A 25,117-nucleotide genomic window follows, 5' to 3' on the forward strand; every position below is an offset into this window, starting at 1 on the left:
TTCGTCAACGGGTATTTGACGTTTTCGCGACAAAAAATTCAAAGCCCTGCAAAATGCAGGGTGCGCGCGCCCGGTCAGTCCTCGGCCTGTTGCGCCTCTGTCCGGTCGACATGGCCGAGATCGCGTTCGGGATCGATGACATCGCGCACACGCTGTTTCAGCTCCTTCGGGCCGGGAAAGCCGCCATCGCGCTTGCGCTCCCAGATCAGGGTGTCGTCGACGTGAATTTCGAAGATGCCGCCGGTGCCCGGCTTGAGCGTGACCGCGCCCAGTTCATGCGAAAACGTCGAAAGCAGCTCCTGCGCCATCCAGGCCGAACGCATCAGCCAGTTGCACATGCTGCAATAGTGAATGGTCACTGCCGGTTTCTCGGTCATCCCGCACTCCTGAGCTCTATTGGTCTTGCGATCCATAAGCGCAAGCTTCGGCGCAAGGCAACACCGGCGCGCCTCAATTCTGCTTGCTCCGGCTGTTTCATCGTGATTTGCTTTGGATGGACGCGGCGACGGGAGCGCGGCATGGCAGAGGAACAATTTGCAGGTGGCTGTTTTTGCGGTGCGGTGCGCTTTTCCATGCGCTCTCGCCCGATGTTCATCCACGCCTGCCACTGTCGCGACTGCAGGCGGCAATCCGGCGGCCCGTTCGTCATCAACGGACTGATCGAAACGGACCGCATCACGGTCCTGAAGGGCGCGCCCGCCTGCCGCACGCTTGCAACAGACAGCGGCCACCCGCATGATCTGTCTTTCTGCGCGGATTGCGGCACGGCGCTGTGGAGCGACTACGGACGGCGCGGTTGGATGCTGTTTGTGCGCATGGCCACGCTCGATGCACCGGAAAGCTTCGTGCCGGATGTGCACATCTATACGGCGACGAAACTGCCATGGCTGCCACTGCCGGCGGGCGCCCGCAGCTTCAGCCACTATTATGACATGAACGCCGAATGGCCGGCGGAAAGCACCGAAAGACGCCGCGCGGCAAGGTCTCGCGCAGCAGCCGGCAGACAGGGCAACGGCTGAAAATACGAGATACCTGGAACCAAAAGCCCGCTTAACAGTTGCTTTTTCAGCAGAAATAGGCCTTTTTAGCGCAAAGACAGGACCGTCAATGAGTATCACAGTGAAACCGCTCCTCGCCACGACCTTCGCCGCCTGTGCCCTGCTTCTGGCCGGCTGCACCACGTATGAGCAGCCGCGCAGTCTGCCGACGCCCACGCAGCCGCAGGTCCCGCGAACTGCGGTGGACGGTCAGTGGCTGGATCGGGACGGCATCATTTCGAGCTTCTCTGCCGGACAGTTCGAAACCCGCACGACGGATTCCAATCAGGTTCTTGCCGTCGGCCAGTACACGGTCACCGGCAATATGGTCGAAATTGATCTGACCTCCGTGCTGCGGCAGACCCGCTCGCGGGTCAATTGCGCGATCGCGGCCCCCTACCTGATGAACTGCACGCCGAGCCAGGGCGACCAGTTCTCGCTCTACAAGCCGGCATCGGCACCGGTCGGCTTTACGCTTGACGATGCCGCCGCCGTGACGGCCGCCAATGCGCCCCAGCAGCCGATGGCCCCCGGCAGCGCCGTCACCGGGCAGCAGCCGCCAATGGGCTCGACCATGCCGCAGACCGGTTACCCGAACACGCCGACGACCTATACCCCGGCGAGCACACCGGCACCCGGCACCAATGTCAACTTTTCCGGCATGCAGAGTGGCGCCGGTTACTGACAACCGGCGATAATCCTCCCTGAAGACGATAGCCGGCGCGCATCATATGCGTTCTAATCATTGACTCTTGGTATTATCCGTCAAAAGCAGGCTTGACGGCGCACCCAAAATCATCGTCACATTCGAAGCCTATACTCGGCATCGGGCGACACGTGCCGCGCCTCATCTTCGAACCAGGAGCCTGCCATGCATTCCTTTTCCAAAGCCGCCCTGCTCGCGGCCTCCGTGCTGTCGCTTTCCGCCGGCAGCGCGCTTGCCGATTTCGAGCTGAACATTCTGCACAACAACGATTTCCATTCGCGCTTCGACCCGATCAACAAGTATGATTCCAGTTGCTCGGCAGAAGATGATGCGGCAGGCGAATGCTTCGGCGGCGCGGCACGGCTTCTGACGGCCATCAACGAAACCCGGGACGCGCTGGAAGCCGACGGCAAGAATGTCATCCTGCTGAACGCCGGCGACAATTTTCAGGGATCGCTGTTCTACACCTTCTACAAGGGTGCGATGGAAGGCGAATTCATGAACATGCTCGGTTATGACGCCATGACCGTCGGCAACCATGAATTCGATGACAGCGAAGACGGGCTGAAGACCTTCCTCGACATCGTCACCTTCCCGGTGGTCACCGCCAATGTGAAGACCAATGCCAGCTCCACCGTCAAGGACATGATCGAGCCTTCGATCGTGCTCGACATCGACGGCGAGAAGGTCGGCATTATCGGCGCGGTCACCAACGACACGCCGGACATCGCCTCCCCCGGCGAGAACATCGACATCACCGTCGATGTCGATGCGATCACCACCGAGGTCGAAAAACTGCAGGGCGAAGGCGTCAACAAGATCATCGCGCTCACCCATGTCGGCTATCCGCGGGATCTCGCGGCCATCGCCGTGATCCCGGGCGTGGATGTCGTCGTCGGCGGCCATTCGCACACGCTGCTTTCCAACACCGATGAAGATGCCGCCGGCCCCTACCCGACCATGGTCGACAACCCCGACGGCTATCAGGTCCCCGTGGTTCAGGCCAACCAGTACGGCAAGTATCTCGGCGACCTCGACGTCGTCTTCAACGATGACGGTGTGGTGACATCCGCCAAGGGTGACCCGATCCTGCTTGATGCCTCCTTCACGCCGGACGCGGATGTGGCCAGCTGGATTGCCGAAAAGGCCGGGCCCATCGAAGAACTCAAGATGGAAGAGGTCGGAGAATCCACCGCGCTCATCGTCGGCGACCGCGAAGTCTGCCGCGCCGAGGAATGCCCGATGGGCAATCTCGTTGCCGATGCCATGCTTGACCGCGTTGCCGATCAGGGCATCACCATCGCCATCCAGAATGGCGGCGGCGTGCGCGCCTCGATCGATGACGGCGTGGTCACCATGGGCGAAGTTCTGACTGTGCTTCCCTTCCAGAACACCATCGCCACCTTCCAGCTCAAGGGCTCCGACATTGTTGCGGCGCTGGAAAACGGCCTGTCCCAGATCGAAGACGGTGGCGGTCGTTATCCGCAGGTCTCCGGCATGAAATACACCTATGATTCGAGCAAGGAGCCCGGCAGCCGCGTCGTCTCCGTCGAGGTCGAAACCGGCGAAGACGAATTCGCCCCGCTCGAGCCCGAAACCGTCTATGGCCTCGTCACCAACAATTACGTGCGCGGCGGCGGCGATGGCTATGCGGTCTTCGCTGAAAATGCCATGAACGCCTATGATTTCGGCCCGAACCTCGAAGAAGCTGTGGCTGAATATCTCGGCATGAACAGCCCCTACACGCCCTATGTCGATGGCCGCATCACCAATGTCGCCGAATAAGGCTTAGTTCTGAAGCCCTCTTCTTCGGCCCGGCCCCGCCGGGCCGTTTGCTTTTGAGCGGCAAATCGCGACAATTCGCCAGTCTGGCGGGGCCTGCGCTTCGTATTTATATATGGCGCCAGAAAACCGCGCCCCAAAAGCTCGAACCACACGAAACGGAACCGGGATAAATCAATGTCTGAAATGCATGCCGCCTGGCCGGATAACCATCCCAGTGTCGCCTTCGGAAAGACCGGTGTTCTTCTGGTTAATCTCGGAACGCCCGACGGCACGGACAAGAAATCCATGCGCCGTTATCTGGAAGAATTTCTGACCGACAAACGCGTGATCGAATGGCCGCGGGCGCTGTGGTATCCGATCCTTTACGGCATCGTCCTGAACCGCCGGCCCGCCAAGGTGGGCCAGGCCTACGAGCTGATCTGGAACAAGGAACGGAACGAAAGCTTCCTGCGCACCTACACCAGGAGCCAGGCGGAAAAACTGGCTGAACACTACGCCGACACCGACAATCTCGTCATCGACTGGGCGATGCGATACGGCCAGCCCTCCATTCCCGCCCGCATCGAAGCGCTGAAGGCGGCGGGCTGCGAACGCATTCTGCTGTTTCCGCTCTATCCGCAATATGCGGCTTCAACGACGGCGACCGTCAACGACAAGGCGTTCGAGACGTTGCTCGACATGCGCTGGCAGCCGGCGCTGCGCACCGTGCCGCCCTATCACGACGACCCGGTCTATATCGATGCGCTGGCGCAGTCGATCACCGACCACCTGGCAACGCTCGACTGGGAACCGGAGCTGATCATCACATCGTTCCACGGCATCCCGCAGTCCTATTTCAAGAAGGGCGATCCCTATCACTGCCAGTGTCAGAAGACGGCGCGGCTTCTGCGCGAAAAGCTCGGACTTTCCGAGGAAAGAATGATGATCACCTTCCAGTCCCGCTTCGGGCCGGAAGAATGGCTGCAGCCCTATACCGACAAGACCGTGGAAGGCTTGCCGAAAAAGGGCGTGAAGCGGGTCGCGATCCTCAATCCCGGCTTTGTCTCCGACTGTCTCGAGACCCTTGAGGAAATCGGCGAACAGGCGCGCGAGAGCTTCATGGAGCATGGCGGTGAAAAGTTCACCCACATCCCCTGTCTCAACGACACACCGGCCGGCATGCGGGTGATCGAACATGTGGTGGCGCGCGAGTTGCGCGGCTGGCTTGAATAAGGCCTCAACGCCTGAAAATTAAGGCCATGGCCTCACGCACGCCGTTGCGTCTATAATGATAAAACAGACATCGGCCTCGCAAGGCCGATGCAACAGGAGGAAACGACATGGCAGCACTGACCGGATTTTCCGTCACGATCATCATACTGGCGGTCCTGATCCTTCTGACGCTTCTGGCGGGGATCAAGACCGTGCCGCAGGGCTATGGCTACACAGTCGAGCGGTTCGGCCGCTATACCCGCACGCTGACGCCGGGCCTCAACCTGATCATTCCCTTCATCGACCGTATCGGCAAGCGCATCAACATCATGGAACAGGTGCTGGATGTGCCCGAACAGGAGGTGATCACCCGCGACAATGCCAGCGTGGAGGCCGACGCGGTCGCCTTCTACCAGATCCTCAATCCGGCAAGTGCCGCCTATCAGGTCGCCAATCTGGAAATGGCGATCCTGAACCTGACCATGACCAATATCCGCTCCGTCATGGGCTCCATGGATCTCGACGAACTGCTTTCCAACCGTGATTCCATCAATGAGCGGCTGCTGCGCGTGGTCGACCTTGCGGTCGAACCCTGGGGCGTGAAGGTCACCCGCATCGAGATCAAGGACATCCGTCCGCCGAACGATCTCGTGGAAGCCATGGGCCGGCAGATGAAGGCGGAACGCGAAAAGCGCGCCCAGATCCTCGAGGCGGAGGGCAGCAAGACCGCGCAGATCCTGCGTTCGGAAGGCTCCAAACAGTCTGCAATTCTTGAAGCCGAAGGCGAGCGCGAGGCAGCCTTCCGCGAGGCCGAAGCCCGCGAACGCCTTGCCGAAGCCGAAGCCAATGCGACACGCTCCGTGTCACTGGCCATTGCCGACGGCGATGTCGCCGCGATCAACTACTTCGTCGCCCAGAAATACACCGAGGCCATGGCCTCGATCGGCACGGCAAAGAACTCCAAGGTGGTGCTGATGCCGATGGAGGCCTCGTCACTGATCGGTTCGCTCGGCGGGATCGGGGAAATCGCGAAGGAAGTGTTCGGCAAGGATGGCGGTACGAATGAGCCCGCTGCGCGCCGCTCGACACCGTCAGTCCGCCCCGGCAATCCGGAAAGCTGACCGGCGATGGAGGCGCTGTTCGACTTCTTCACCGCTGCCGGCCCCTGGGGCTGGTTTATCGCCGGACTGCTGCTGCTCGTTGCGGAACTTCTCCTGCCCGGAGTGTTCCTGATGTGGGTCGGCATTGCCGCCATCATACTCGGCGCGCTGTCGCTGGTCTTCTGGCCCTTCGGCTTCTGGGGCTGGCAATTGCAGATCCTGCTGTTTGCCGTCCTTTCCGTTGTCGCCATTGTTGTCGGGCGGCGGATCCTCAAAAACCGGGAAACCACATCCGACGAACCGCTGCTCAACCAGCGCGCAGCCAGTCTTGTGGGGCGCACCGCCATCGTCGTCGACGCGATCACCGACGGGCGCGGGCGCATCAGGCTCGACGATACGCTCTGGGTCGTGGAAGGGCCGGACCTGCCGGCGGGCGCGCATGTGCACATCGTCGCCGGCGATGGTCGCAAACTCACGGTCGCGCCGCTCGAAAAGGCCTGAAGCGGAAAGGATCAGGCCGCGCCGATCCGCAGGAAATCGTGGAAATGCACGATGCCGACCGGACGGTTATCGTCATCGACCACCATCAGCGCGGAAATATTGTGCTTGTGGATCAGTGCCAGCGCACCCGACACCATCATCGATTGCTTCACCGTCTTCGGCCCAGCCGTCATCACATCGTCGACGGCAAGCGCGCCCATGTCACGCGACAGGTTGCGCGCAAGGTCGCCATCGGTGACGATGCCCGCCAGCCGGCCGTCACCGGACAGCACGCCGACGCAGCCGAAGCGCCGCTTCGACAATTCCATGATCGCCTGCGGCAGCGGCGTGCCCGAACGCACCAGCGGAATTTCCTCGCCCACATGCATGATGTCGGCCACATGCGAAAGCAGCGCGCCGAGCTTGCCGCCCGGGTGATAGACCTTGAAATCGCCCGCGGAAAAGCCCCGCACCTCAAGCAGCGCAATCGCCAGCGCATCGCCAAGCGCAAGCTGCATGGTTGTCGACGTCGTCGGCGCAAGCCCGTGCGGACAGGCTTCTTCCGCCTTCGGCAGGGCGAGCACGATATCGGCCGCCAGCGCCAGCGACGATTTCACCCCGGCGGTAATCGCAATCAGCGGAATGGCAAAACGGCGCGTATAGGCGACCAGCGCCGTCAGTTCGCTGCTTTCCCCGCTCCACGAAAGCGCGACCACGGCATCTTTCTGGGAAATCATTCCCATATCGCCGTGATTGGCCTCGGCGGGATGCACGAAAAAGGCCGGCGTGCCGGTGGAGGCGAAGGTCGCCGCAATCTTGGTGCCGATATGACCGCTCTTGCCGACGCCGGAGATAATCACATGCCCCTGCGTTTCCCGAAGCAGCGCTACGGCCTTGTCAAAAGGTTCCGCCAGCCCGTTTTCAAGTGCTGCAGCAAGCGCATCCAGCCCCTTGCGCTCGAATGCGATCGTTCTGAGAGCGGAACGGGTTGCGTCGTTGCCGGGGGTCTTGTCTGTCACATCTGCCATGCTCAGCTGTTAGCGCCTTTGGGTTTTGCAATCAATAACCATTCGGTCGCAGGGGGCACCGGCTGCTGCTCTCAACCAACCTGCTGCGCTGTTGCCGTCTTTGCGGCTTTGCGCTTCATCCAGTCGACAGCAAGTCCCGGCCATGCCGTCTGGGTGCCATCAAGCGCGCGCAAGGCGAAACCATGCGGCGCATCGGCAAACACATGCAGGTCGACATCCAGCGCCCCGGCTGCTGCCGTTTCGACATAGCGCAACGCATGCTGTAATGGCACCGACCGGTCATGCAGCGCATAGGCAAGAAACACCGGGATCGGCGGCAGCCCGTGGGGGTAATCGGCAAGGCCGATCGGCCAGTCGTCATAAAAATCCTGTTTTTCCACCGGCGGATAGTCCGGCTTGCCTTCGGGGAACTTGTGTTTGCGGTGATTGGCATTGATCGGAGCATAGGCAATCACGGCGCCGGCAGGCTTCAGGTCGTGGCTTTGGCAGGCCATGACCCCGGCAAGATGGCCGCCGGACGACAGCCCGACATGAAACAGCGGCAAATCGCTCTGCTCTGCCGCCACGACATCAAGCGCACGCAGCCCGTCAACAAGCGCTATGTCTTTCGGGTGAACCCCGCCCTTGCCATCGGGGGCGCCGGGAAGCCGGTGTACGACCAGATGAGCGTCGATGCCCTGCGCGTTCAGCCATGACGCAACCTCTGCCCCTTCCTTGTCATAGACCAGTTTCGTATATCCGCCGCCGACAAAGAGCAGCGCCCGCGCCCAGGGATCACGCGTCCGCCAGCTGTGGACTTCCGGGCAGTTGACGGCATCGAACTGCCGGTCGGGCCAACACCCCTGCAACCGGTTCTCCGCCCCCTCAGCGAGCGGAACGATATTCGGTTCTAACGGCATGTCGGCGTTTAAGGGCATGATCAGTTCTTTCGGCAACAAAAAAGGCGACGCATGTGCGCCGCCCGGTTTTCATGACGAGGCCCGGTCTTGCCGGGCCTCATTGTATTTCCGGTCTGTTATTTCAGCGCTGCAATCAGGGCTTTGAGATCGTCTTCGACCTTCGGACGAATGTCGTCACGCTTCAGCGCCAATGCGATATTGGCGATGATGAAGCCTTCCTTCGAGCCGCAGTCAAATGTCTGGCCATCGAACTTGTAGCCGAAGAATTCCTGCTCGCCGGCAAGCTTCAGCATGCCGTCGGTCAGCTGGATTTCGTTACCGGCGCCGCGCTCGAGCGTTTCCAGGATCGGGAAAATCTCCGGCTGCAGGATATAGCGGCCGTTGATGAAATAATTGGACGGTGCTGTGCCCGGTTCAGGCTTTTCGACCATCTGGGTGATCTTGAAACCGTTGCCGACGGCGTCGCCAACACCGACGATACCGTATTTATGCGCCAGTTCCGGGTCGCATTCCTCAACGGAAACGACATTGCCGCCGGAAACCTCGTAAACATCCATCATGCCCTTCAGGCACGGCGTTTCGGCATCCATGACCATGTCGGGCAGGATCAGCGCGAAGGGTTCCGGGCCGACGATTTCGCGCGAGCACCACACGGCGTGGCCAAGCCCGTGCGGCTCCTGCTGGCGGGTAAAGGTGGAAGTGCCGGCTTCCGGCAACATCGAAGAGAGCAGGCTCAGTTCGGCATTCTTGTTGCGCGCCTTCAGCGTTGCTTCCAGCTCGTACTGGATATCGAAATAGTCTTCGATAACGTGTTTGTTGCGGCCCGTGACAAAAACAAAGTGTTCGATACCGGCTTCAATCGCCTCATCGACAACATACTGGATGATCGGTTTATCCACGACCGGAAGCATTTCCTTGGGAACAACCTTGGTTGCGGGAAGAAACCGCGTTCCAAGACCGGCAACCGGCAAAACCGCCTTACGAACCTTCTTGTTGTGAGCCAAAATACTCTCCTTCATTGCAATGACTGAAAAAGCCTAAAACCAATTTTTTTCCAATATTGGTCAGGCTTAGCAAGATGCAAGAGGGGGTGCAATTCGACGACGCGGCGCTTGGCCGGTTTTTCGGTCCGTTTGTCTCTTTTTTTCGGAAAAAGTCCATCAGCCCGGCGCCGGAACAACGCCGCGCGGATCGTCGGTAAAAGGGGGCTTACGAAGAAGAAAGACCGCCCTTGCAACCGGAAACGGTATTCCGGCTGCAAGGGCGGAAAAAAACATCAGCGCGGCAGCAGGGTCTCACCCATCAGCGTTTCATCGATCGCGCGCGCTGCCTGACGGCCTTCGCGGATCGCCCAGACGACCAGCGACTGGCCGCGACGGATATCACCGGCCGCCCAGAGCTTGTCGACCGAGGTTTTGTAATCCTGATCATTGGCAACGACATTGACCGCGCCGCGCTGGTTGGTGTTCAGCTCCAGCCTGCCATCCAGTTCGGCAACGAGGCCTTCCTTGTGCGGCCCCAGGAAGCCGAGCGCGATAAAGGCAAGATCGGCCTTGATGACGAATTCCGTACCGGCAATCGGCCGCCGCTTTTCGTCAACATGGCAGCACTTCACGCCGGTGAGAACACCGTCCTCACCGACAAATTCGAGCGTCCCCACCTGGAATTCACGGATCGCGCCTTCCGCCTGCGAGGAAGACGTCCGCATCTTGGTCGGCCAGAACGGCCAGACCGCGAGCTTGTCTTCCTTTTCCGGCGGCTGCGGGCGAATGTCGAGCTGGGTCACCTTGACCGCGCCCTGACGGAATGCGGTTCCGACACAGTCCGACGCCGTATCGCCGCCGCCCACGACAACCACATGCTTGCCGCCCGCCAGAATCGGTTCCGACGGCCAGCCGGTGCTCTCGATATTCTCGCGACCAACCCGCCGGTTCTGCTGAACCAGGAACGGCATGGCATCATAGACGCCGTGAATATCGCTGCCTTCGATCCCGGACGGACGCGGGGCCTCCGAACCGCCGCTGTAAAGCACGGCATCATAATCGGAAAGCAGCTGCTCGACTTTCACATCGACGCCGATATTGACGCCGCAATGGAAGGTCACACCCTCGCCGCGCATCTGCTCGACACGGCGGTCGATGAAGTTCTTCTCCATCTTGAAATCGGGAATGCCGTAGCGCAGCAGCCCGCCGGGCCGGGATTCGCGCTCATAAACGTCAACCTCGTGGCCGGCGCGGCCGAGCTGCTGGGCAGCCGCCATGCCGGTCGGACCGGAGCCGATGATGGCAACCCGCTTGCCGGTCTTCATCGTTGCCGGCTTGGGCACGATGTAGCCAAGCTCATAAGCCTTGTCGGCAATCGCCTGTTCGATGGTCTTGATGGCAACCGGGATGTCTTCCAGGTTCAGCGTGCACGACTCCTCGCACGGCGCCGGGCAGACACGGCCGGTAAATTCCGGGAAGTTGTTGGTCGAATGCAGGTTTGCAATCGCCTCCTTCCAGTTGCCATTGTAGATGAGGTCGTTCCAGTCCGGAATCTGGTTGTGAATCGGACAGCCGGTCGGGCCGTGGCAATAGGGAATGCCACAGTCCATGCAACGGGCGGCCTGTTTCTGCACTTCCGGTTCCGACATCGGGATGGTGAATTCACGGAAGTGGCGAATGCGGTCGGAGGCCGGCTGATACTTCGCCACCTGCCGGTCGATTTCCAAAAACCCAGTAACCTTGCCCATTTCGTAATCCTGACTGCTTCAAGCTGATATTTCGCGCCCCTGGCGCGCGCAAGAAAGCGCCCCGCACACACGCGGACGGGACGCCGACAGTTATCCTTTGCCTGTTATTCCGCTGCGACACCCATGCGCATGCGCTCCATATCCTCAAGCGCGCGCCGGTATTCGACCGGCATCACCTTGCGGAACATCGGGCGGTAATGCGCCCAGTCGTCCAGAATGGCCCTGGCGCGGGCCGAACCGGTGTAGAGCAGATGATTGTTGATGAGGCGCACCAGACGCTCCTCGTCATGACGGGTCATGTCGCCGGAAACGTCGACGCGGCCCTTGTGCATGAGGTCGCCACCGTGGTGATGCAGCTTCTCAAGCATGTCGTCTTCTTCCGGCACCGGCTCCAGCATGACCATGGCCATGTTGCAGCGATCGGCAAAGCCGCCATCCTCATCGAGAACGTAGGCCACGCCGCCCGACATGCCGGCCGCGAAGTTGCGCCCCGTGGAGCCGAGCACGACGACAAGACCGCCGGTCATGTATTCGCAGCCATGGTCGCCAACGCCTTCGACCACGGCAATCGCGCCGGAATTTCTGACCGCAAAACGCTCACCGGCAATGCCATGGAAATAGCATTCACCGGCCGTGGCGCCGTAAAGCACGGTATTGCCGACGATGATCGATTCTTCCGGCACGACGGGCGAGTTTTCCGGCGGACGGATGATGATCTTGCCGCCCGAAAGCCCCTTGCCGACATAGTCGTTGCCGTCACCAATAAGATCAAAGGTGACGCCGCTGGCCAGAAACGCACCGAAGGACTGACCGGCCGTGCCGTGGAGGGTGACGGAGATCGTGTCTTCCTTCAGGCCCTTCTGATTCCAGCGCTTGGCCACTTCACCGGACAGCATGGCGCCGGCCGAACGGTCGACATTCTTGATGTCGACGTCGAAGGCCACCTTTTCCTTGCGTTCAAGCGCGGGCATTGCCTTTTCGATCAGCTTGCGGTCGAGAATATCGTCAATCGGGTGCTTCTGCCGCTCGGTCCAGTAGGTGGCTTCCTTGGGTGCTGCCACCTTGTGGAAAATCTTCGAGAAGTCGAGACCCTGCGATTTCCAGTGGGCAATCGCCTCGTCCTTGTCGAGCAGCTCGACCGCACCGATCACCTCGTTGAGGCTGGTGAAGCCGAGTTCGGCCAGCATCTCGCGCAGTTCTTCGGCCACGAAGAAGAAGTAGTTGACGACATGCTCCGGCAGGCCCTTGAAGCGCTTGCGCAGGACCGGGTCCTGGGTGGCAACGCCGACCGGGCAGGTGTTCAGATGGCACTTGCGCATCATGATGCAGCCTGCGGCAATCAGCGGCGCGGTGGAGAAGCCGAACTCGTCGGCACCCAGCATGGCGCCGATCAGCACGTCGCGACCGGTCTTCAGACCACCGTCGACCTGCAATGCGATACGAGAGCGAAGCCCGTTCAGCACCAGCGTCTGCTGGGTTTCGGCAAGACCGATTTCCCACGGGCTGCCGGCATGTTTCAGCGAGGTCAGCGGCGAAGCGCCGGTTCCGCCGTCGAAGCCGGAAACGGTGATGTGGTCGGCGCGCGCCTTGGCAACGCCGGCGGCAACCGTGCCGACGCCGACTTCCGACACCAGCTTGACCGAGACATCGGCCGCCGGGTTGACGTTCTTCAGGTCGTAGATCAGCTGCGCCAGATCCTCGATCGAGTAGATGTCATGATGCGGCGGCGGCGAAATCAGGCCGACGCCCGGCGTCGAATGACGGGTCTTGGCAATCGTCGCATCGACCTTGTGACCCGGCAGCTGACCACCCTCGCCGGGCTTTGCGCCCTGCGCCACCTTGATCTGCAACAGATCGGCATTGACCAGATATTCGGTGGTCACGCCAAAGCGACCCGAAGCAATCTGCTTGATCGCCGAACGCTCCTTCGGCGTCGCCCCGCTGGGCAGCGGCAGATAACGATCCGATTCCTCGCCGCCTTCGCCGGTGTTCGACTTGCCGCCGATCTCGTTCATGGCAATTGCCAGCGTGGTATGCGCCTCGCGCGAAATCGAACCGAACGACATCGCACCGGTCGAAAACCGCTTGACGATTTCAGAGGCCGGCTCGACCTCGTCGACCGAAACCGGCTTGCGGCCGATTTCCTCGGCATTCCTGATGCGGAACAGGCCGCGGATGGTGTTCATCCTCAAGGACGAAGCGTTCTCGATCTTGGCAAACGCATCATAGCGGTCACGGGCATTGCCGCGCACGGCATGCTGCAGTTCAGCGACCGCATCCGGCGTCCAGGCATGGGCCTCGCCGCGCATGCGGAATGCATATTCGCCGCCGATATCCAGCGTGGAGGCAAGAACCGGGTCCTTGCCGAAAGCGGAGCGATGCCGCGCCACGGTTTCTTCCGCGACTTCCTTCAGGCCAACACCCTCGATCATCGAGGCCGTGCCGAAGAAAAAGCGTTCGACGAATTCCGACGACAGGCCGATGGCGTCGAAGATCTGCGCGCCGCAATAGGACTGGTAGGTCGAAATGCCCATCTTGGACATGACCTTCAGCATGCCTTTGCCGATTGCCTTGATATAGCGGTAGATCACCTCGCCGGCGTCCACTTCCTCGGGGAACAGCCCCTTGGCGTGCATGTCTGCCAGCGTATCGAAGGCGAGATAGGGGTTGATGGCTTCCGCGCCGTAACCGGCGAGACAGCAGAAGTGATGCACTTCGCGCGGCTCACCCGATTCGACCACGAGACCGACCGATGTTCTGAGCCCCTTGCGGATCAGGTGATGGTGCACGGCCGCCGTTGCCAGCAGCGCGGGCATGGCGATCCGGTCGGGGCCGATCTGACGGTCGGACAGCACGATGATGTTGTAGCCGCCGCGCACGGCCGCTTCGGCACGTTCGCACAGGCGGTCGATCATCGCCGGCATGCCGGCTTCGCCCTCATCGACATCATAGGTGATATCGAGCGTCTTGGTGTCGAACCGGTCCTCGGTATGCCCAATGGAGCGGATCTTCTCCAGATCGCCATTGGTCAGGATCGGCTGGCGCACTTCCAGACGCTTCTCGCGCGCGGCACCTTCATGGTCGAGAAGGTTCGGACGCGGGCCGATGAAGGACACGAGGCTCATCACCAGTTCCTCGCGGATCGGGTCGATCGGCGGGTTGGTGACCTGGGCGAAATTCTGCTTGAAATAGGTATAAAGCAGCTTCGACTTGTCCGACATTGCCGAAATCGGCGTATCGGTGCCCATCGAGCCGATGGCTTCCTGCCCTGTCGTCGCCATCGGCGACATCAGGATCTTGGTGTCTTCCAGCGTGTAGCCGAAGGCCTGCTGACGGTCGAGCAGCGACACGTCGCGGCGCAGCGCGCGCGGTTCCACCGGGTTCAGTTCCTCGAGGATCAGCTGCGTGCGGTCGAGCCACTGCTGATAGGGATGCATGCCGGCAAGCTCGGACTTGATCTCGTCATCGGAGACAATCCGGCCCTTTTCCATATCGATCAGAAGCATGCGGCCGGGCTGCAGACGCCATTTGGCAACGATGTTTTCTTCCTCAACCGGCAGCACGCCGGCCTCGGACGCCATGATGATGCGGTCATCCTTGGTGATCAGGTAACGCGCCGGGCGCAGACCGTTACGGTCGAGCGTGGCGCCGATCTGGCGGCCATCGGTAAAGGCAACGGCGGCCGGGCCGTCCCACGGCTCCATAAGCGCTGCGTGATACTCGTAGAATGCCCGCGTCTGCGGGTCCATCGACATGTTGCCGGCCCAGGCTTCCGGGATCAGCATCATCACGGCATGCGCCATGGAATAGCCGCCCTGCACCAGGAATTCGAGCGCATTGTCGAAACAGGCGGTATCGGACTGGCCCTCATAGGAGATCGGCCACAGCTTGGAAATGTCATCGCCGAAAAGCGGTGAGGACACCGAAGCCTGACGCGCAGCCATCCAGTTGACGTTGCCGCGCAGCGTGTTGATCTCGCCGTTATGGGCAACCATGCGGTAGGGATGCGACAGCTTCCACGACGGGAAGGTGTTGGTCGAAAACCGCTGATGCACCAGCGCCACCGCCGATTCGAAGCGCGGATCGGCGAGGTCCTTGTAATAGGCGCCAACCTGATAGGCGAGGAACATGCCCTTGTAGACGATCGTCGAGGACGACATCGAGACGATGTAGAAGTCCTCGGTCGCACCGTCCGATTCGGCAAAGATCGTGTTCGAGATCACCTTGCGCAGGATGAACAGGCGGCGTTCGAAATCGGCCTGCGTATCGGCCCGTTCGCCGGCACCGATAAAGACCTGCAGGTGATAGGGCTCGGTTGCAGCGATATCCTCCGCCTTCGACAGCGAGGAATTGTCGACCGGCACTTCGCGGAAGCCGAGGAAATTCTGGCCCTCGTCGGCGATCACCTTCTGGATGATGTCCCGGTAGTGGGCAATGCGTTCGGGATCGCGCGGCATGAAGAAGTAGCCAACGGCATATTCGCCGACCTTCGGCAGCACGACACCTTCGGCGGCCATTTCCTCACGGAAGAACTTGTCCGGGATCTGCATCAGCATGCCGGCGCCGTCGCCCATCAGCGGATCGGCGCCGACAGCGCCGCGATGGGTGAGGTTTTCGAGAATGAACAGCCCGTCCTTGACGATCTGGTGCGACTTCTCACCTTTCATGTGGGCGATGAAGCCGACGCCGCAGGCATCGTGTTCGTTTCTCGGATCGTAGAGCCCCTGACGTTTGTTACGACGGCCGTCAGCAGCTGTTTTGGCGGCAGGCGTCACGTTCATCTGCGTGAGCGGGGCAGCACTAAGCGCTAAGGGCGTCATCTTCGTCATACAAGATCTCCTTAAAACCTGCAGAAATGCAGGTGAAGCCGGATCGTGGAGCAGGCGGATAGAAAAGGCGCAAATCCACCCTGCTTGCCGCAATCATCTTTCGTTTAGGACCGGATTGACCATATCAACGGCGCTCCGGTCGATAGTCCTGCCAAGGCGTGCCGGAACGAGGTCTCCGCTTACACGATCATTATAGACCATAAAGCGGCAGGACGTCAGCCCCTTGCTAGCGGCACACGGCACAGCCGGACACAAAAATAGGACAGCATAACTGTCCTATCTTCATCTCATGCCAGAAACATCGGAAAGTCGCAAGCAAATAATGAAAATGCGCACCCGGCTGGGAGAGATTATTACCAATCCGGCTCAGACCGCGCAACAAAGTTACTTTTCTTCATCCACTTTCGAAACACCTGAAAGAAAAAGGCATTTTATAGGCAGATTCCACGTCGCTGCGAGGCATACACGCAATCTCCTGCGAAAATTGGCCGGCACAACCCCGTTTACCGGAAAGCCCCTTTACACACAGCGGCCTTTTCCGTGATATCCCGGAAACCGCATTCCCGAACGTTTTTGAGGTCCTTATCCATGTTTTTTGCATCCGACAACTGGTCCGGCGCCCATCCAGCCATCGGCGAGGCGCTGATGCGCGAACAGTCGGGCTATGCAAATGCCTATGGCGCCAGCCCGCTCGACCGCAAGATCGAGGCCCGGTTCAACGACATCTTCGAACGCGAAGTTGCCGTCTTCTTCGTCGGCACCGGCACGGCGGCCAATTCGCTGGCACTGTCATCCGTCGGGCGGCCCGGCGGCGTGGTCTTCTGCCACAAGGACGCCCACATCGCCAATGACGAAGGCGGCGCGCCGGAATATTTCACCGGCGGCGGCAGGCTGGCCACCGTTTCGGGGCCGCAGGGCAAGATGACGCCGGACGAACTGGAACGCATCGTCGCACGCTACCCGGCAGACTTTATCCATCACGGCCAGCCGATGGCCGTCTCCCTCACCCAGTCAACGGAAGTCGGCACCGTCTATGGGCTTGACGAAATCGCAGCGCTCACCGCCGTCGCAAAGAAAAGCAGCCTTCCAGTCCACATGGACGGCGCCCGCTTTGCCAATGCGCTGGTCGCCCTCGACACGACGCCAGCCGAAATGACATGGAAGCGCGGCATCGACATCGTCTCCTTCGGCGGCACCAAGAACGGCTGCTGGTGCGCGGAGGCCATCGTGTTCATGAACCCCGAACAGGCGCGGGAAATGCCGTTCATCCGCAAGCGCGCGGCGCATCTCTTCTCCAAGACCCGCTTCATCTCCGCCCAGCTCGATGCCTACCTCACCGACGGGCTCTGGCTCGATCTCGCCCGCCACTCCAATGCCATGGCCGAACGCATGCGCGCGGCCTTTCGCCAGTCCGCTACAGCGCGTCTTGCCTGGGAAACGCAGTCCAACGAGGTCTTCATCGTACTGCCGAAGGGCGCCGCCGAAGCCGCACGCAAGGCCGGGGCGCAGTTTTACGACTGGCTGACGCCGGCCGACCAGCCCGGACTTATCAATGACGGCGAGGTGCTGGCGCGCTGCGTGACCAGCTTCGCCACCACCGAAGCGGAAGTCGACCGTTTCGTCTCTTTCCTCGAAGCCGAAACACTCACGCAGCAATAACGCCCCCTCACAGACAGGTGACACGGCGTGACGGCAGAATGACGTGCCATTGATTTCCAGTTGAAGGCCGATTTTGAAATACTCCTGCTTGCAAGATCAATCTTGCGCAACAATCGAATACACACATCGATCAAACAGGAGAGATTCATGTCGAGCACCAACAAAATCAACGCCGCCACGCTGGCCGGCGCACTTGCAATCGCCGTAACCGGTCTTGCCGCTTCCGCCCCCGCGCAGGCCGCCGACGTCAAATGCTACGGCGTTGCTCTGGCTGGCCAGAACGACTGCGCCGCAGGCCCCGGCACCACCTGCGCGGGAACCTCCAAGGTCGACTATCAGGGCAATTCCTGGAAGTCCGTTGCTGAAGGCTCCTGCACGACCATGAAGCTGCCGGGCGACCGCATGGGTTCGCTGACGCCGCTCGACCGCGACCTTCCCGAAATGTGATCACGGCTTGCATGCCGCCGGCGCGACCAGCATCGGCGGCATTTCCTTTCCGCCATTCATCATAACGGGAGCGACCGGCATGGCCGAAGCACAACCGGGCCGTTTCGGCTCGCAATCGATACCCCACCGCGCGGGCACGGGCTTCAAGACGGCCCATGCCGACGCGATCCTGAATGACAGCTATCGCACGGGCTTTCTGGAAGTCCACGCCGAAAACTACATGGGCGCGGGCGGCCATCCACACCGCATTCTGACCCGCATGCGCGAAGATTTTCCGTTGTCCGTCCATGGCGTCGGCATGTCGATCGGCTCGCCGCGCGGGATCGATCCCGAGCATCTTGAACGGCTGAAAACCGTCGTCGATCGCTATCAGCCGGGCCTCGTTTCCGAACACCTGGCATGGTCGACCCACGACGATGCCTATTACAACGACCTTTTGCCGCTGCCCTATACGGACGAAACGCTGGCGCATATCGTCGATCATATCGACCAGGTGCAGAACCGGCTCAAACGACCGATCCTGCTGGAAAACCCGTCCACCTATGTGGCGTTTTCTCAGAGCACGATCCCCGAAACCCTGTTTCTGGACGAGATTGCCCGCAAAAGCGGTTGCGGCCTGCTGCTGGACGTCAACAATGTCCATGTCTCCACCGTCAACAATGGTTTCGACGCCACATCCTACCTCAAATCCTTTCCGCTGGAGCGGGTTGGCGAGATCCATCTGGCCGGCCATGCCGAGGATGTCGACGATACCGGCGCGCCGCTGCTGATCGATGCCCATGACCGGCCGGTCGACGATGCCGTCTGGGCGCTTTATGCCTTCGTCATCCGCCAGACCGGCCCCCTGCCGACACTGATCGAGTGGGACAATGACGTGCCGGAATGGCCAGTCCTCAAACGCGAGGCGCAACTGGCCGAGGACGTCATGAAGAACGAAGGCGAGCGCTTCCTGCTCGGCGCCCGCCATGGCTGAACCGCAAACGGCACAGGTCACGCTGGACGGTTTTGCAACCGCCCTGCGTTCTCCCCCGGTCGAGACCGCACCGGCCGGGGTCGCCAATCCGCATGGCGGCCCGGCCGTCAAGCGGTTCGGGGTTTACCGCAACAATATAGCCGTCGGCCTGAAAGCAGCGCTTGCAGACATCTTTCCGGTAACCCGGGACCTGGTAGGCGCGAACTTCTTTGCCGCAATGGCTGCCGAATATATCTCACGGGAACCGCCACGCTCGCCCGTCCTTGCCGAATACGGACATGGGTTCGCCGGCTTCATCGCCGGTTTTGCGCCGGCACAGGAGCTCTTCTTTCTTGCCGATGTCGCCCGGCTGGAACGGGCATGGCTCGATGCCTACCACGCCCTCGATGTGACGCCGCTGTCGCCCGAAGCGCTACAGCGCTGTTCGCCGGAGGCGCTGATGGCTCTCACACTGAAGCCGCATCCGGCAGCACGTCTGCTGCGCTTCGACAGCGCGGCGGCCAGCATTTTCACCCGCGTGCGCGACGGCTCGGGCCTCGAGGGCTTCGACCCGACGCCGGCGGAAGTCGCGCTGATAAGCAGGCCCTATTTCGACGTCACGGTGATGACGCTTGCCCCCGGCAAAGCCGCCTTCTTCGAAGCCCTCATGAGCGGCGGCACCATCGGCGAAGCCGTCGGGGCAGGAACGGAGACCGACCCGCAATTCGACCCGGCCGACGCATTTTCAGCAATGATCGGCACGGGCGCTTTCGCCGCCGCAGCCAGCACAGAGGAGTAGATCAACATGAAATTCATCTGTGCCGCCGCACATCTTTACAATCGTGTGTTCTCGGACCTGCAGGCGTTTCTGGCGCCATGGTTTCCCGGCCTTTTCGCTCGCCTTGTTTTCGCGGCAACGCTCTGGCTTTATTTCCTGAACTCGGCGCTGACCAAGGTCGGATCAGGCATTGCCGGTTTTTTCACGGTCAGCAATTCCGCCTATTACCAGATCGCACTGCCTGCGGTGGAGGCGGCCGGCGGCGATGTCTCGGCCGTTCCGTTCCTGCCGTGGGGGCTTGTTGTCCATCTCGGCACCTATGCCGAGTTCCTGCTGCCGCTGATGATTATTGCGGGCATCCTCACCCGCCTCAGCGCCATTGGCATGCTGGGCTTCATCGCGGTGCAGACGCTTGTGGACATTACCGTGCATCAGGTTGGCCCCGAGACGATCGGCGCCCTGTTCGACCGGTTTCCCGACAGCGCCATTCTCGACCAGCGTCTTTTCTGGACCATGCCGCTGGTGCTGCTGATCGTTTACGGGCCGGGGAAAATCTCCATCGACCATCTCGCAGCCCGCATCATGAAAAAGCCGGCCTGACACAAAAGCGGCGCCCCTGGGGGCGCCGCCGTGACATTTCGCGTTTGTTGAGGCTGCCGTCAGGCAGCATCCATCTCCACATCCTTTTGCGCGGCAATCGTCTTCGGCTCACTGCCGCGGGTCTCGATCGCGATCCGGCGCGGTTTCATGGCCTCGGGAATATTGCGCAGCAATTCGACATGCAGCAGGCCGTTTCTCAACGTCGCGCCACGCACTTCCATGTGGTCGGCAAGCTGGAAGCGGCGTTCAAAAGCGCGTTTGGCAATGCCGCGATAGAGATATTCGCTGCTGCCATCTTCGTCTTCGTCGGCCTTCTCGCCTTTCACGGTCAGTACATTAGCATGTGCTTCAATGGAAAGCTCGCTCTCACTAAAGCCGGCGACGGCCATTGAAATACGGTAGTTGTTCTCTCCGGTTCGTTCGATATTATAAGGGGGGTAGGCAGGCGCCTGTTCAGGCTGCCCCATCGAGTCGAGGAGATTGAAAAGTCGGTCGAAGCCGACGGTAGAGCGATAGAGAGGCGAAAAATCAACGTTACGCATAGTGTCCTCCTTTGAGCGACGATTGTTTGCGATACGTTTTCCGTGAATCCCGAAACCGGCGATTGTGGAAAACGGTTGAGAACCCAGAGCCTGGCGTCCTCGCACGTTGATTTGGGAAATGATTCCCGACATTTCAAGAGGACAAAGGCAACGCCCAAAGGTCTGTTCTGTCGAAGAAATGCCCCTTTTTCAGCGCTCTTTTGCAAATATGCCGTGCGATTGTCGACACAAAACACACGGAATGAACGCAATATGAATGTCGCATTGAACTCATGTTCATGCAAAATGCGCCATTCAGTCCTTGCCGGGAACTACGGCGCACCCGTCCCGGCACCACCGCCACTCTTGACCCAGTGACGGTGGTTACTTGGCCGGATCCGCGTCGCTTTTACCCCTGTTCAAGCGCCCGGTTCCGGTCCTTTTTTTGCGCAAATCGCGCTCCGGCATTGCCAAGTCGGCAATCGCGCGTCATCACAGGCTCCACCGAACACATCAGACGGCAACCCCAGATGCACGAGAGACCGGCGGAAACAGAACCCGTGACAGGCAGGATGCGCGCCTTTGACGGCGTCGGCCTGCGCTATGCTCTTTACGGGCGCGAGAAAGCCCGTGCCACCGTGATGATCGTGGCAGGACGTTCCGAATTCATCGAAAAATATGCAGAAACCGTCTCGGACCTGCGTCGTGCAGGATATGCCGTCGCCGTTCTCGACCTGCGCGGCCAGGGCGGCTCGGACCGCCGCCCGGAAGACCGCAATATCGGGCATATCGAGCGGTTTTCAGACTATCCACGCGACATTCTCGATTTTCTTGAACAGCATGTCAGCGACACGATGCCGGCGCCCTGCTTCCTGCTCGGCCATTCCCTTGGAGGGCTGATCGCGCTTTCCGCCGCCGAAAGCGGGCGTGAACGTTTCGCCGGCCTTGTGCTTGCGGCCCCATTTGTCGGCCTTCGCCATGACCGCTACCCGACATGGCTGATCCGGTCCGCCGCCTGGCTTGCCTGCCATACGGGCCGCGGCGGCCGGCAAACCGGTACTGCCCGCACCACGCCGCCGCGTTTCGAAGACCAGCACCACACCTCGGACCGCACCCGTTACGAGCGCAATCTTCAAGCCGCCCGACATGACCCGCCCTATCTGCTCGGGCCGGTCTCCTACGGCTGGCTGTCGGCCTGCATTGGCGAAATCAAACGCATGACGAAACCGGAAATGCTCGCATCCATCAGCTGTCCGGTCCTCGTGCTTTCGGGCGGTCGTGACAGCGTGATCCCGGCAGATGCACAGGCCAGGCTTGCCGAACGGCTTGGCGCGCAACACGTGGTCTTGCCGGAATCGGGACATGAAATCTTTCAGGAAGCCGATGCCACAAGGGATATCGCCCTTGAAGCGACTATCGAATTCCTCGACGCGCACTCGGCAGCGACTGATAACGGTTAGAGCGTTTCAGACTGAAATGGAAACAGTTCTGTTTGCCCAAACCGGTCATTCCACGCGAAGAAGCCCGCGCGGCATAGCCATAGCTATGTCGAAGGGTTTCGACAACGTGGATGGCCGGTTTCGGCAAACCCACAAGGGCGGCATTCCATGATCTCCAGATCATGGAATGAACACGCCCGCGATTTAGTCGGTTCAGCGCGTCAAGCGCGCTGAACTGGGCGGCATGAATTTGCGCCATTACCGGCGGTCTTCGGCTTGGACATAGCTTCGGCTATGCCCTGCGCCAAAGCCCTTGGTCCTGGCGCAAATTCCTTGTCGCAGAACGATTCCATTTCAGTCTGAAACGCTCTAATTGCCACCCAGTGTTTCAAGTGCCGCTGCATGCAGCGCCGGCGTGGCCGCCGCCACGATGTCGCCGCCGCTTTCAGGCCGCTCTCCGGTCCATGTCGTCACCACGCCGCCGGCTCTTTCGATGATGGGGATCAGCGCCCCGATGTCATAGGGTTTCAGATCGCTTTCAACCACGAGATCGGCAAAACCGGCGGCAAGCAGGCAATAGGCGTAGCAATCGATGCCGTAGCGGGCGAGGCGCACACGCTCCTCCAGCCGGTCGTAGCGCGCCATCGCTTCGGCCTCCATGATCCTCGGCGAGGTGGTAAAGAGAACCGCATCTTCAAGGCGCCGGCAGTCCCGGGTTTTCAGGCTGCGTGGCCCGCCCGGCCCGGCAAACCCTACGGTTTCGGCATCGGCAAAAAAACGCTCGCCGGTAAACGGCTGATCCATCAGCCCCATGACCGCCCGTCCATTGTGATAAAGCCCGATCAGCGTGCCCCAGACGGGAACACCCGAAATAAAGGCCCGCGTGCCGTCAATCGGATCGATGACCCAGACATATTCACGGTCCAGCCCGCTCGACCCGTGTTCCTCGCCGAGTATCCCGTGTTCGGGATAATGTTCGCCGATCAGCTGCCGGATGGCGCTTTCGGCCGCCCTGTCCCCCTCCGTCACCGGATCAAAACCGCCAGCCAGCTTGTTGTCGACATTCAGACCGGACCTGAACCGCGGCAGGGTTTGTGCGGCGGCGGCATCGGCGAGACTGTTGAAAAAGGTGCGATCGGGCAACATGGCATATCCTGTGACAAAACGAGAAGGCGGGTGACCTGAGCGGCTTTTCCAAAGCCCGACATGCGGCGGGCCGCTCACATAAAAGGCAAAAAAACATTTAAAGGAGGCAATACGCGCAAAAAATATACAACAGGCCACATTGCGTAAATTTCAGGCAATAAAGCTTGACAGTCATTTCACTGTCATCTACTGTCATACATACAGTCTTTCGACTGTGAATACCCTCCTTGGGTGTTTCCTCCCTAGACTTAACCGCGCCTAAAGCGCGGTTTTTTTTGCGTTCATTGCCGGAGATGCCGCGCGGCGCGGGCCATCATTCCGCAGCAAGGCCGACGGAATCAGCCTCACCGGCGAGAAATGCGGCGAACTCACGCATAAACAGTGTCAGCGCCTGTTTGAGCGCGATGAATTCCGGTTTCTTGGTATAATTCTGCTCATCCGCGTAAAGCCTGCGCGAGACTTCGATCTGCAAGGCATGGCAATCGGCGGCGGGGCGGCCGTAATGCTCGGTGATGAAACCACCCGCATAGGGTTTGTTATAGGCCGTGGCAAACCCCATACGCTCCAGGATCGACATCGCCGCATAGGCGATTTCGCTGGACGCACTGGTGGAAAACCGGTCACCGATGATGATGTCGGGTTTGCGCCGGTGGCCGCCGACGGAAACACTGCCCGGCATTGAGTGGCAGTCGATCAGCACGGCCCGGCCGAACAGGCGCTTGGTATCCTGCATCAGCTGCTTGAGGCTGCGGTGGTAGGGCCGGTAGATATTCTCGATGCGGGCCAGCCCTTCTTCGGCATCAATCGGCGCCGCATAGATCGGCATGTTTTCCGCAACGATCCGCGGGATGGTTCCAAGCCCGCCGGCCACCCGCATCGATGTTACATTGATATGCGCGGGCAAGGCACCGGAAAACATCCGCGGGTCAAGTTCGAAGGGTTCACGGTTGACGTCGAGAAAGGCGCGCGGAAAAAATGCACGCTGCAGTGGCGCACCGAAGGCCGGCGCCATCGAGAACAGCTCGTCGACATAAAGATCTTCCGACCGCCTGATCTCATGGGCATCGAGCCTGCTTGCCGCCAGAAAGGCCGCGCTGTACCCCCTGCCGGAATGGGGCGAATTGAAGACGAGCGGCAGGGTCTGCTCTCCCGGGCGGATCACCTCGAAAAACAGCGCATCTTTGTCAAAATGCGGATCATGTCTGCCGTTTTCTGTCACTGCAACTCCTTTGATACCGGAGATTTACGCGCTCGCGCCGGTCCTGCCAAGACCGTTGCCCGCCCGAGCGGAAACTTTGGGCCTGTCTTTATTGCTTGTTTACGACATAGGGTCTATCAGACCGGTTAAGAAACAAGCCTGTTGCGCCGATATGGTTGAGCCGATGGTACTGAAAATTCTTCTGGCGGAAGACGATGATGACATGCGCCGTTTCCTGGTGAAAGCCCTGGAAAAGGCCGGCTATCAGGTCGCCGCTTTCGACAATGGCGCAAGCGCCTATGACCGGCTGCGCGAGGAGCCGTTTTCGCTGCTTCTGACCGATATCGTGATGCCCGAGATGGACGGCATCGAGCTTGCCCGCCGGGCAACCGAGCTCGACCCCGACCTCAAGGTGATCTTCATCACCGGCTTCGCCGCCGTCGCGCTCAACGCCGATTCGGCCGCGCCGAAGGATGCCAAGGTGCTGTCCAAGCCGTTTCACCTGCGCGATCTTGTCGACGAAGTGGAAAAGGTTCTCACCCCTTGAGGCCGGCGGCGTTGAGGGAAAGCACAAAGCGACAAAAAAGCTTC

The 25,117-nt window shown here is 60.5% G+C and carries 22 protein-coding genes; 13 read left to right on the plus strand and 9 right to left on the minus strand.

Translation table 11 applies throughout. The features are described from left to right. Window positions 1-74 precede the first annotated feature (74 nt). Window positions 75-377 (minus strand): SelT/SelW/SelH family protein, encoded by a 303-nt coding sequence (locus tag ACHZCU_RS06120; protein WP_319518065.1) that lies wholly within the window; start codon window positions 375-377, stop codon window positions 75-77. Between the two features lie 141 nt (window positions 378-518). Here ACHZCU_RS06120 and ACHZCU_RS06125 point away from each other — a divergent pair, with 141 nt between their 5' ends. From ACHZCU_RS06125 to ACHZCU_RS06150, 6 genes are all read left to right on the plus strand, one after another. Beyond that, complete coding sequence (locus ACHZCU_RS06125; RefSeq protein WP_319518066.1) at window positions 519-1,019, plus strand: GFA family protein; 501 nt, start codon at window positions 519-521, stop codon at window positions 1,017-1,019. An 88-nt stretch (window positions 1,020-1,107) separates the two neighbouring features. Continuing rightward, entirely contained in the window at window positions 1,108-1,722 is a 615-nt protein-coding gene (locus ACHZCU_RS06130) for a hypothetical protein (RefSeq protein WP_319518067.1), read from the plus strand. 186 nt (window positions 1,723-1,908) lie between these two features. Beyond that, entirely contained in the window at window positions 1,909-3,528 is a 1,620-nt protein-coding gene (locus tag ACHZCU_RS06135; protein WP_106307664.1) for a bifunctional UDP-sugar hydrolase/5'-nucleotidase, read from the plus strand. Window positions 3,529-3,702: 174 nt separating this feature from the next. Then, window positions 3,703-4,740 (plus strand): ferrochelatase, encoded by a 1,038-nt coding sequence (gene hemH, locus ACHZCU_RS06140; protein ID WP_319518068.1) that lies wholly within the window; start codon window positions 3,703-3,705, stop codon window positions 4,738-4,740. 107 nt (window positions 4,741-4,847) lie between these two features. Next, window positions 4,848-5,840 (plus strand): SPFH domain-containing protein, encoded by a 993-nt coding sequence (locus tag ACHZCU_RS06145; RefSeq protein WP_319518069.1) that lies wholly within the window; start codon window positions 4,848-4,850, stop codon window positions 5,838-5,840. Window positions 5,841-5,846: 6 nt separating this feature from the next. Beyond that, entirely contained in the window at window positions 5,847-6,320 is a 474-nt protein-coding gene (locus ACHZCU_RS06150) for an NfeD family protein (RefSeq protein ID WP_319518070.1), read from the plus strand. Between the two features lie 11 nt (window positions 6,321-6,331). Here ACHZCU_RS06150 and ACHZCU_RS06155 read toward each other — a convergent pair whose 3' ends face one another. From ACHZCU_RS06155 to gltB, 5 genes are all read right to left on the minus strand, one after another. Further along, the gene (locus tag ACHZCU_RS06155; RefSeq protein WP_319518071.1) at window positions 6,332-7,327 is read right to left on the minus strand and encodes a KpsF/GutQ family sugar-phosphate isomerase; all 996 of its coding nucleotides are present in this window, start codon (window positions 7,325-7,327) and stop codon (window positions 6,332-6,334) included. Window positions 7,328-7,398: 71 nt separating this feature from the next. Beyond that, on the minus strand, window positions 7,399-8,244 hold the full coding sequence (locus ACHZCU_RS06160; protein ID WP_319518072.1) for an alpha/beta hydrolase: 846 nt from the start codon (window positions 8,242-8,244) through the stop codon (window positions 7,399-7,401). Window positions 8,245-8,342: 98 nt separating this feature from the next. Beyond that, window positions 8,343-9,230, minus strand: coding sequence for a UTP--glucose-1-phosphate uridylyltransferase GalU (gene galU, locus ACHZCU_RS06165; protein ID WP_106307981.1), 888 nt, complete (start codon window positions 9,228-9,230; stop codon window positions 8,343-8,345). A 272-nt stretch (window positions 9,231-9,502) separates the two neighbouring features. Then, the gene (locus ACHZCU_RS06170) at window positions 9,503-10,957 is read right to left on the minus strand and encodes a glutamate synthase subunit beta (RefSeq protein ID WP_106307676.1); all 1,455 of its coding nucleotides are present in this window, start codon (window positions 10,955-10,957) and stop codon (window positions 9,503-9,505) included. A gap of 104 nt (window positions 10,958-11,061) precedes the next feature. Next, the gene (gene gltB / locus ACHZCU_RS06175) at window positions 11,062-15,738 is read right to left on the minus strand and encodes a glutamate synthase large subunit (RefSeq protein ID WP_319519754.1); all 4,677 of its coding nucleotides are present in this window, start codon (window positions 15,736-15,738) and stop codon (window positions 11,062-11,064) included. Window positions 15,739-16,374: 636 nt separating this feature from the next. On the opposite strand from gltB, the gene ACHZCU_RS06180 reads away from it, so the two are divergent. The 5 genes from ACHZCU_RS06180 to ACHZCU_RS06200 all read left to right on the plus strand — a co-directional run bounded on the left by ACHZCU_RS06180 (window position 16,375) and on the right by ACHZCU_RS06200 (window position 20,222). Further along, window positions 16,375-17,445, plus strand: a complete 1,071-nt coding sequence (locus ACHZCU_RS06180) for a low specificity L-threonine aldolase (RefSeq protein WP_319518073.1) — start codon at window positions 16,375-16,377, stop codon at window positions 17,443-17,445. A 147-nt stretch (window positions 17,446-17,592) separates the two neighbouring features. After that, window positions 17,593-17,892 (plus strand): DUF2282 domain-containing protein, encoded by a 300-nt coding sequence (locus ACHZCU_RS06185; protein ID WP_106307685.1) that lies wholly within the window; start codon window positions 17,593-17,595, stop codon window positions 17,890-17,892. A 79-nt stretch (window positions 17,893-17,971) separates the two neighbouring features. Then, window positions 17,972-18,865, plus strand: coding sequence for a DUF692 domain-containing protein (locus ACHZCU_RS06190; RefSeq protein WP_319518074.1), 894 nt, complete (start codon window positions 17,972-17,974; stop codon window positions 18,863-18,865). Continuing rightward, complete coding sequence (locus ACHZCU_RS06195) at window positions 18,858-19,643, plus strand: DNA-binding domain-containing protein (RefSeq protein WP_319518075.1); 786 nt, start codon at window positions 18,858-18,860, stop codon at window positions 19,641-19,643. Before ACHZCU_RS06190 ends, ACHZCU_RS06195 begins: the two co-directional genes overlap by 8 nt. Before the next feature lie 6 nt (window positions 19,644-19,649). Continuing rightward, window positions 19,650-20,222: a DoxX family membrane protein gene (locus tag ACHZCU_RS06200; protein ID WP_319518076.1), complete on the plus strand. Its 573-nt coding sequence runs from the start codon at window positions 19,650-19,652 to the stop codon at window positions 20,220-20,222. A gap of 59 nt (window positions 20,223-20,281) precedes the next feature. Here ACHZCU_RS06200 and ACHZCU_RS06205 read toward each other — a convergent pair whose 3' ends face one another. Further along, window positions 20,282-20,764, minus strand: a complete 483-nt coding sequence (locus tag ACHZCU_RS06205) for an Hsp20 family protein (protein ID WP_106307694.1) — start codon at window positions 20,762-20,764, stop codon at window positions 20,282-20,284. A 539-nt stretch (window positions 20,765-21,303) separates the two neighbouring features. On the opposite strand from ACHZCU_RS06205, the gene ACHZCU_RS06210 reads away from it, so the two are divergent. Beyond that, window positions 21,304-22,203: an alpha/beta hydrolase gene (locus ACHZCU_RS06210; protein WP_319518077.1), complete on the plus strand. Its 900-nt coding sequence runs from the start codon at window positions 21,304-21,306 to the stop codon at window positions 22,201-22,203. Window positions 22,204-22,551: 348 nt separating this feature from the next. Here the strand turns inward: ACHZCU_RS06210 and hisN are convergent, their stop codons facing one another. Then, window positions 22,552-23,328: a histidinol-phosphatase gene (hisN, locus tag ACHZCU_RS06215; protein ID WP_106307700.1), complete on the minus strand. Its 777-nt coding sequence runs from the start codon at window positions 23,326-23,328 to the stop codon at window positions 22,552-22,554. 313 nt (window positions 23,329-23,641) lie between these two features. Further along, window positions 23,642-24,547: an N-formylglutamate amidohydrolase gene (locus tag ACHZCU_RS06220; RefSeq protein WP_319518078.1), complete on the minus strand. Its 906-nt coding sequence runs from the start codon at window positions 24,545-24,547 to the stop codon at window positions 23,642-23,644. A 163-nt stretch (window positions 24,548-24,710) separates the two neighbouring features. Between ACHZCU_RS06220 and cpdR the strand changes: the two genes are divergently transcribed. Further along, the gene (gene cpdR, locus ACHZCU_RS06225; protein WP_106307987.1) at window positions 24,711-25,073 is read left to right on the plus strand and encodes a cell cycle two-component system response regulator CpdR; all 363 of its coding nucleotides are present in this window, start codon (window positions 24,711-24,713) and stop codon (window positions 25,071-25,073) included. The last annotated feature ends 44 nt before the right edge of the window (window positions 25,074-25,117 follow it).

The sequence above is a fragment of the uncultured Martelella sp. genome (genome assembly GCF_963677965.2).
GTDB classification, from domain to species: Bacteria; Pseudomonadota; Alphaproteobacteria; order Rhizobiales; family Rhizobiaceae; genus Martelella; species Martelella mangrovi.

Coding starts and splice junctions, on each gene's coding strand:
- ACHZCU_RS06120 (WP_319518065.1), bottom strand. CDS start 377: ATGACCGAGAAACCGGCAGTGACCATTCACTATTGCAGCATGTGCAAC.
- ACHZCU_RS06125 (WP_319518066.1), top strand. CDS start 519: ATGGCAGAGGAACAATTTGCAGGTGGCTGTTTTTGCGGTGCGGTGCGC.
- ACHZCU_RS06130 (WP_319518067.1), top strand. CDS start 1,108: ATGAGTATCACAGTGAAACCGCTCCTCGCCACGACCTTCGCCGCCTGT.
- ACHZCU_RS06135 (WP_106307664.1), top strand. CDS start 1,909: ATGCATTCCTTTTCCAAAGCCGCCCTGCTCGCGGCCTCCGTGCTGTCG.
- hemH (WP_319518068.1), top strand. CDS start 3,703: ATGTCTGAAATGCATGCCGCCTGGCCGGATAACCATCCCAGTGTCGCC.
- ACHZCU_RS06145 (WP_319518069.1), top strand. CDS start 4,848: ATGGCAGCACTGACCGGATTTTCCGTCACGATCATCATACTGGCGGTC.
- ACHZCU_RS06150 (WP_319518070.1), top strand. CDS start 5,847: ATGGAGGCGCTGTTCGACTTCTTCACCGCTGCCGGCCCCTGGGGCTGG.
- ACHZCU_RS06155 (WP_319518071.1), bottom strand. CDS start 7,327: ATGGCAGATGTGACAGACAAGACCCCCGGCAACGACGCAACCCGTTCC.
- ACHZCU_RS06160 (WP_319518072.1), bottom strand. CDS start 8,244: ATGCCCTTAAACGCCGACATGCCGTTAGAACCGAATATCGTTCCGCTC.
- ACHZCU_RS06170 (WP_106307676.1), bottom strand. CDS start 10,957: ATGGGCAAGGTTACTGGGTTTTTGGAAATCGACCGGCAGGTGGCGAAG.
- gltB (WP_319519754.1), bottom strand. CDS start 15,738: ATGAACGTGACGCCTGCCGCCAAAACAGCTGCTGACGGCCGTCGTAAC.
- ACHZCU_RS06180 (WP_319518073.1), top strand. CDS start 16,375: ATGTTTTTTGCATCCGACAACTGGTCCGGCGCCCATCCAGCCATCGGC.
- ACHZCU_RS06185 (WP_106307685.1), top strand. CDS start 17,593: ATGTCGAGCACCAACAAAATCAACGCCGCCACGCTGGCCGGCGCACTT.
- ACHZCU_RS06190 (WP_319518074.1), top strand. CDS start 17,972: ATGGCCGAAGCACAACCGGGCCGTTTCGGCTCGCAATCGATACCCCAC.
- ACHZCU_RS06195 (WP_319518075.1), top strand. CDS start 18,858: ATGGCTGAACCGCAAACGGCACAGGTCACGCTGGACGGTTTTGCAACC.
- ACHZCU_RS06200 (WP_319518076.1), top strand. CDS start 19,650: ATGAAATTCATCTGTGCCGCCGCACATCTTTACAATCGTGTGTTCTCG.
- ACHZCU_RS06205 (WP_106307694.1), bottom strand. CDS start 20,764: ATGCGTAACGTTGATTTTTCGCCTCTCTATCGCTCTACCGTCGGCTTC.
- hisN (WP_106307700.1), bottom strand. CDS start 23,328: ATGTTGCCCGATCGCACCTTTTTCAACAGTCTCGCCGATGCCGCCGCC.
- cpdR (WP_106307987.1), top strand. CDS start 24,711: ATGGTACTGAAAATTCTTCTGGCGGAAGACGATGATGACATGCGCCGT.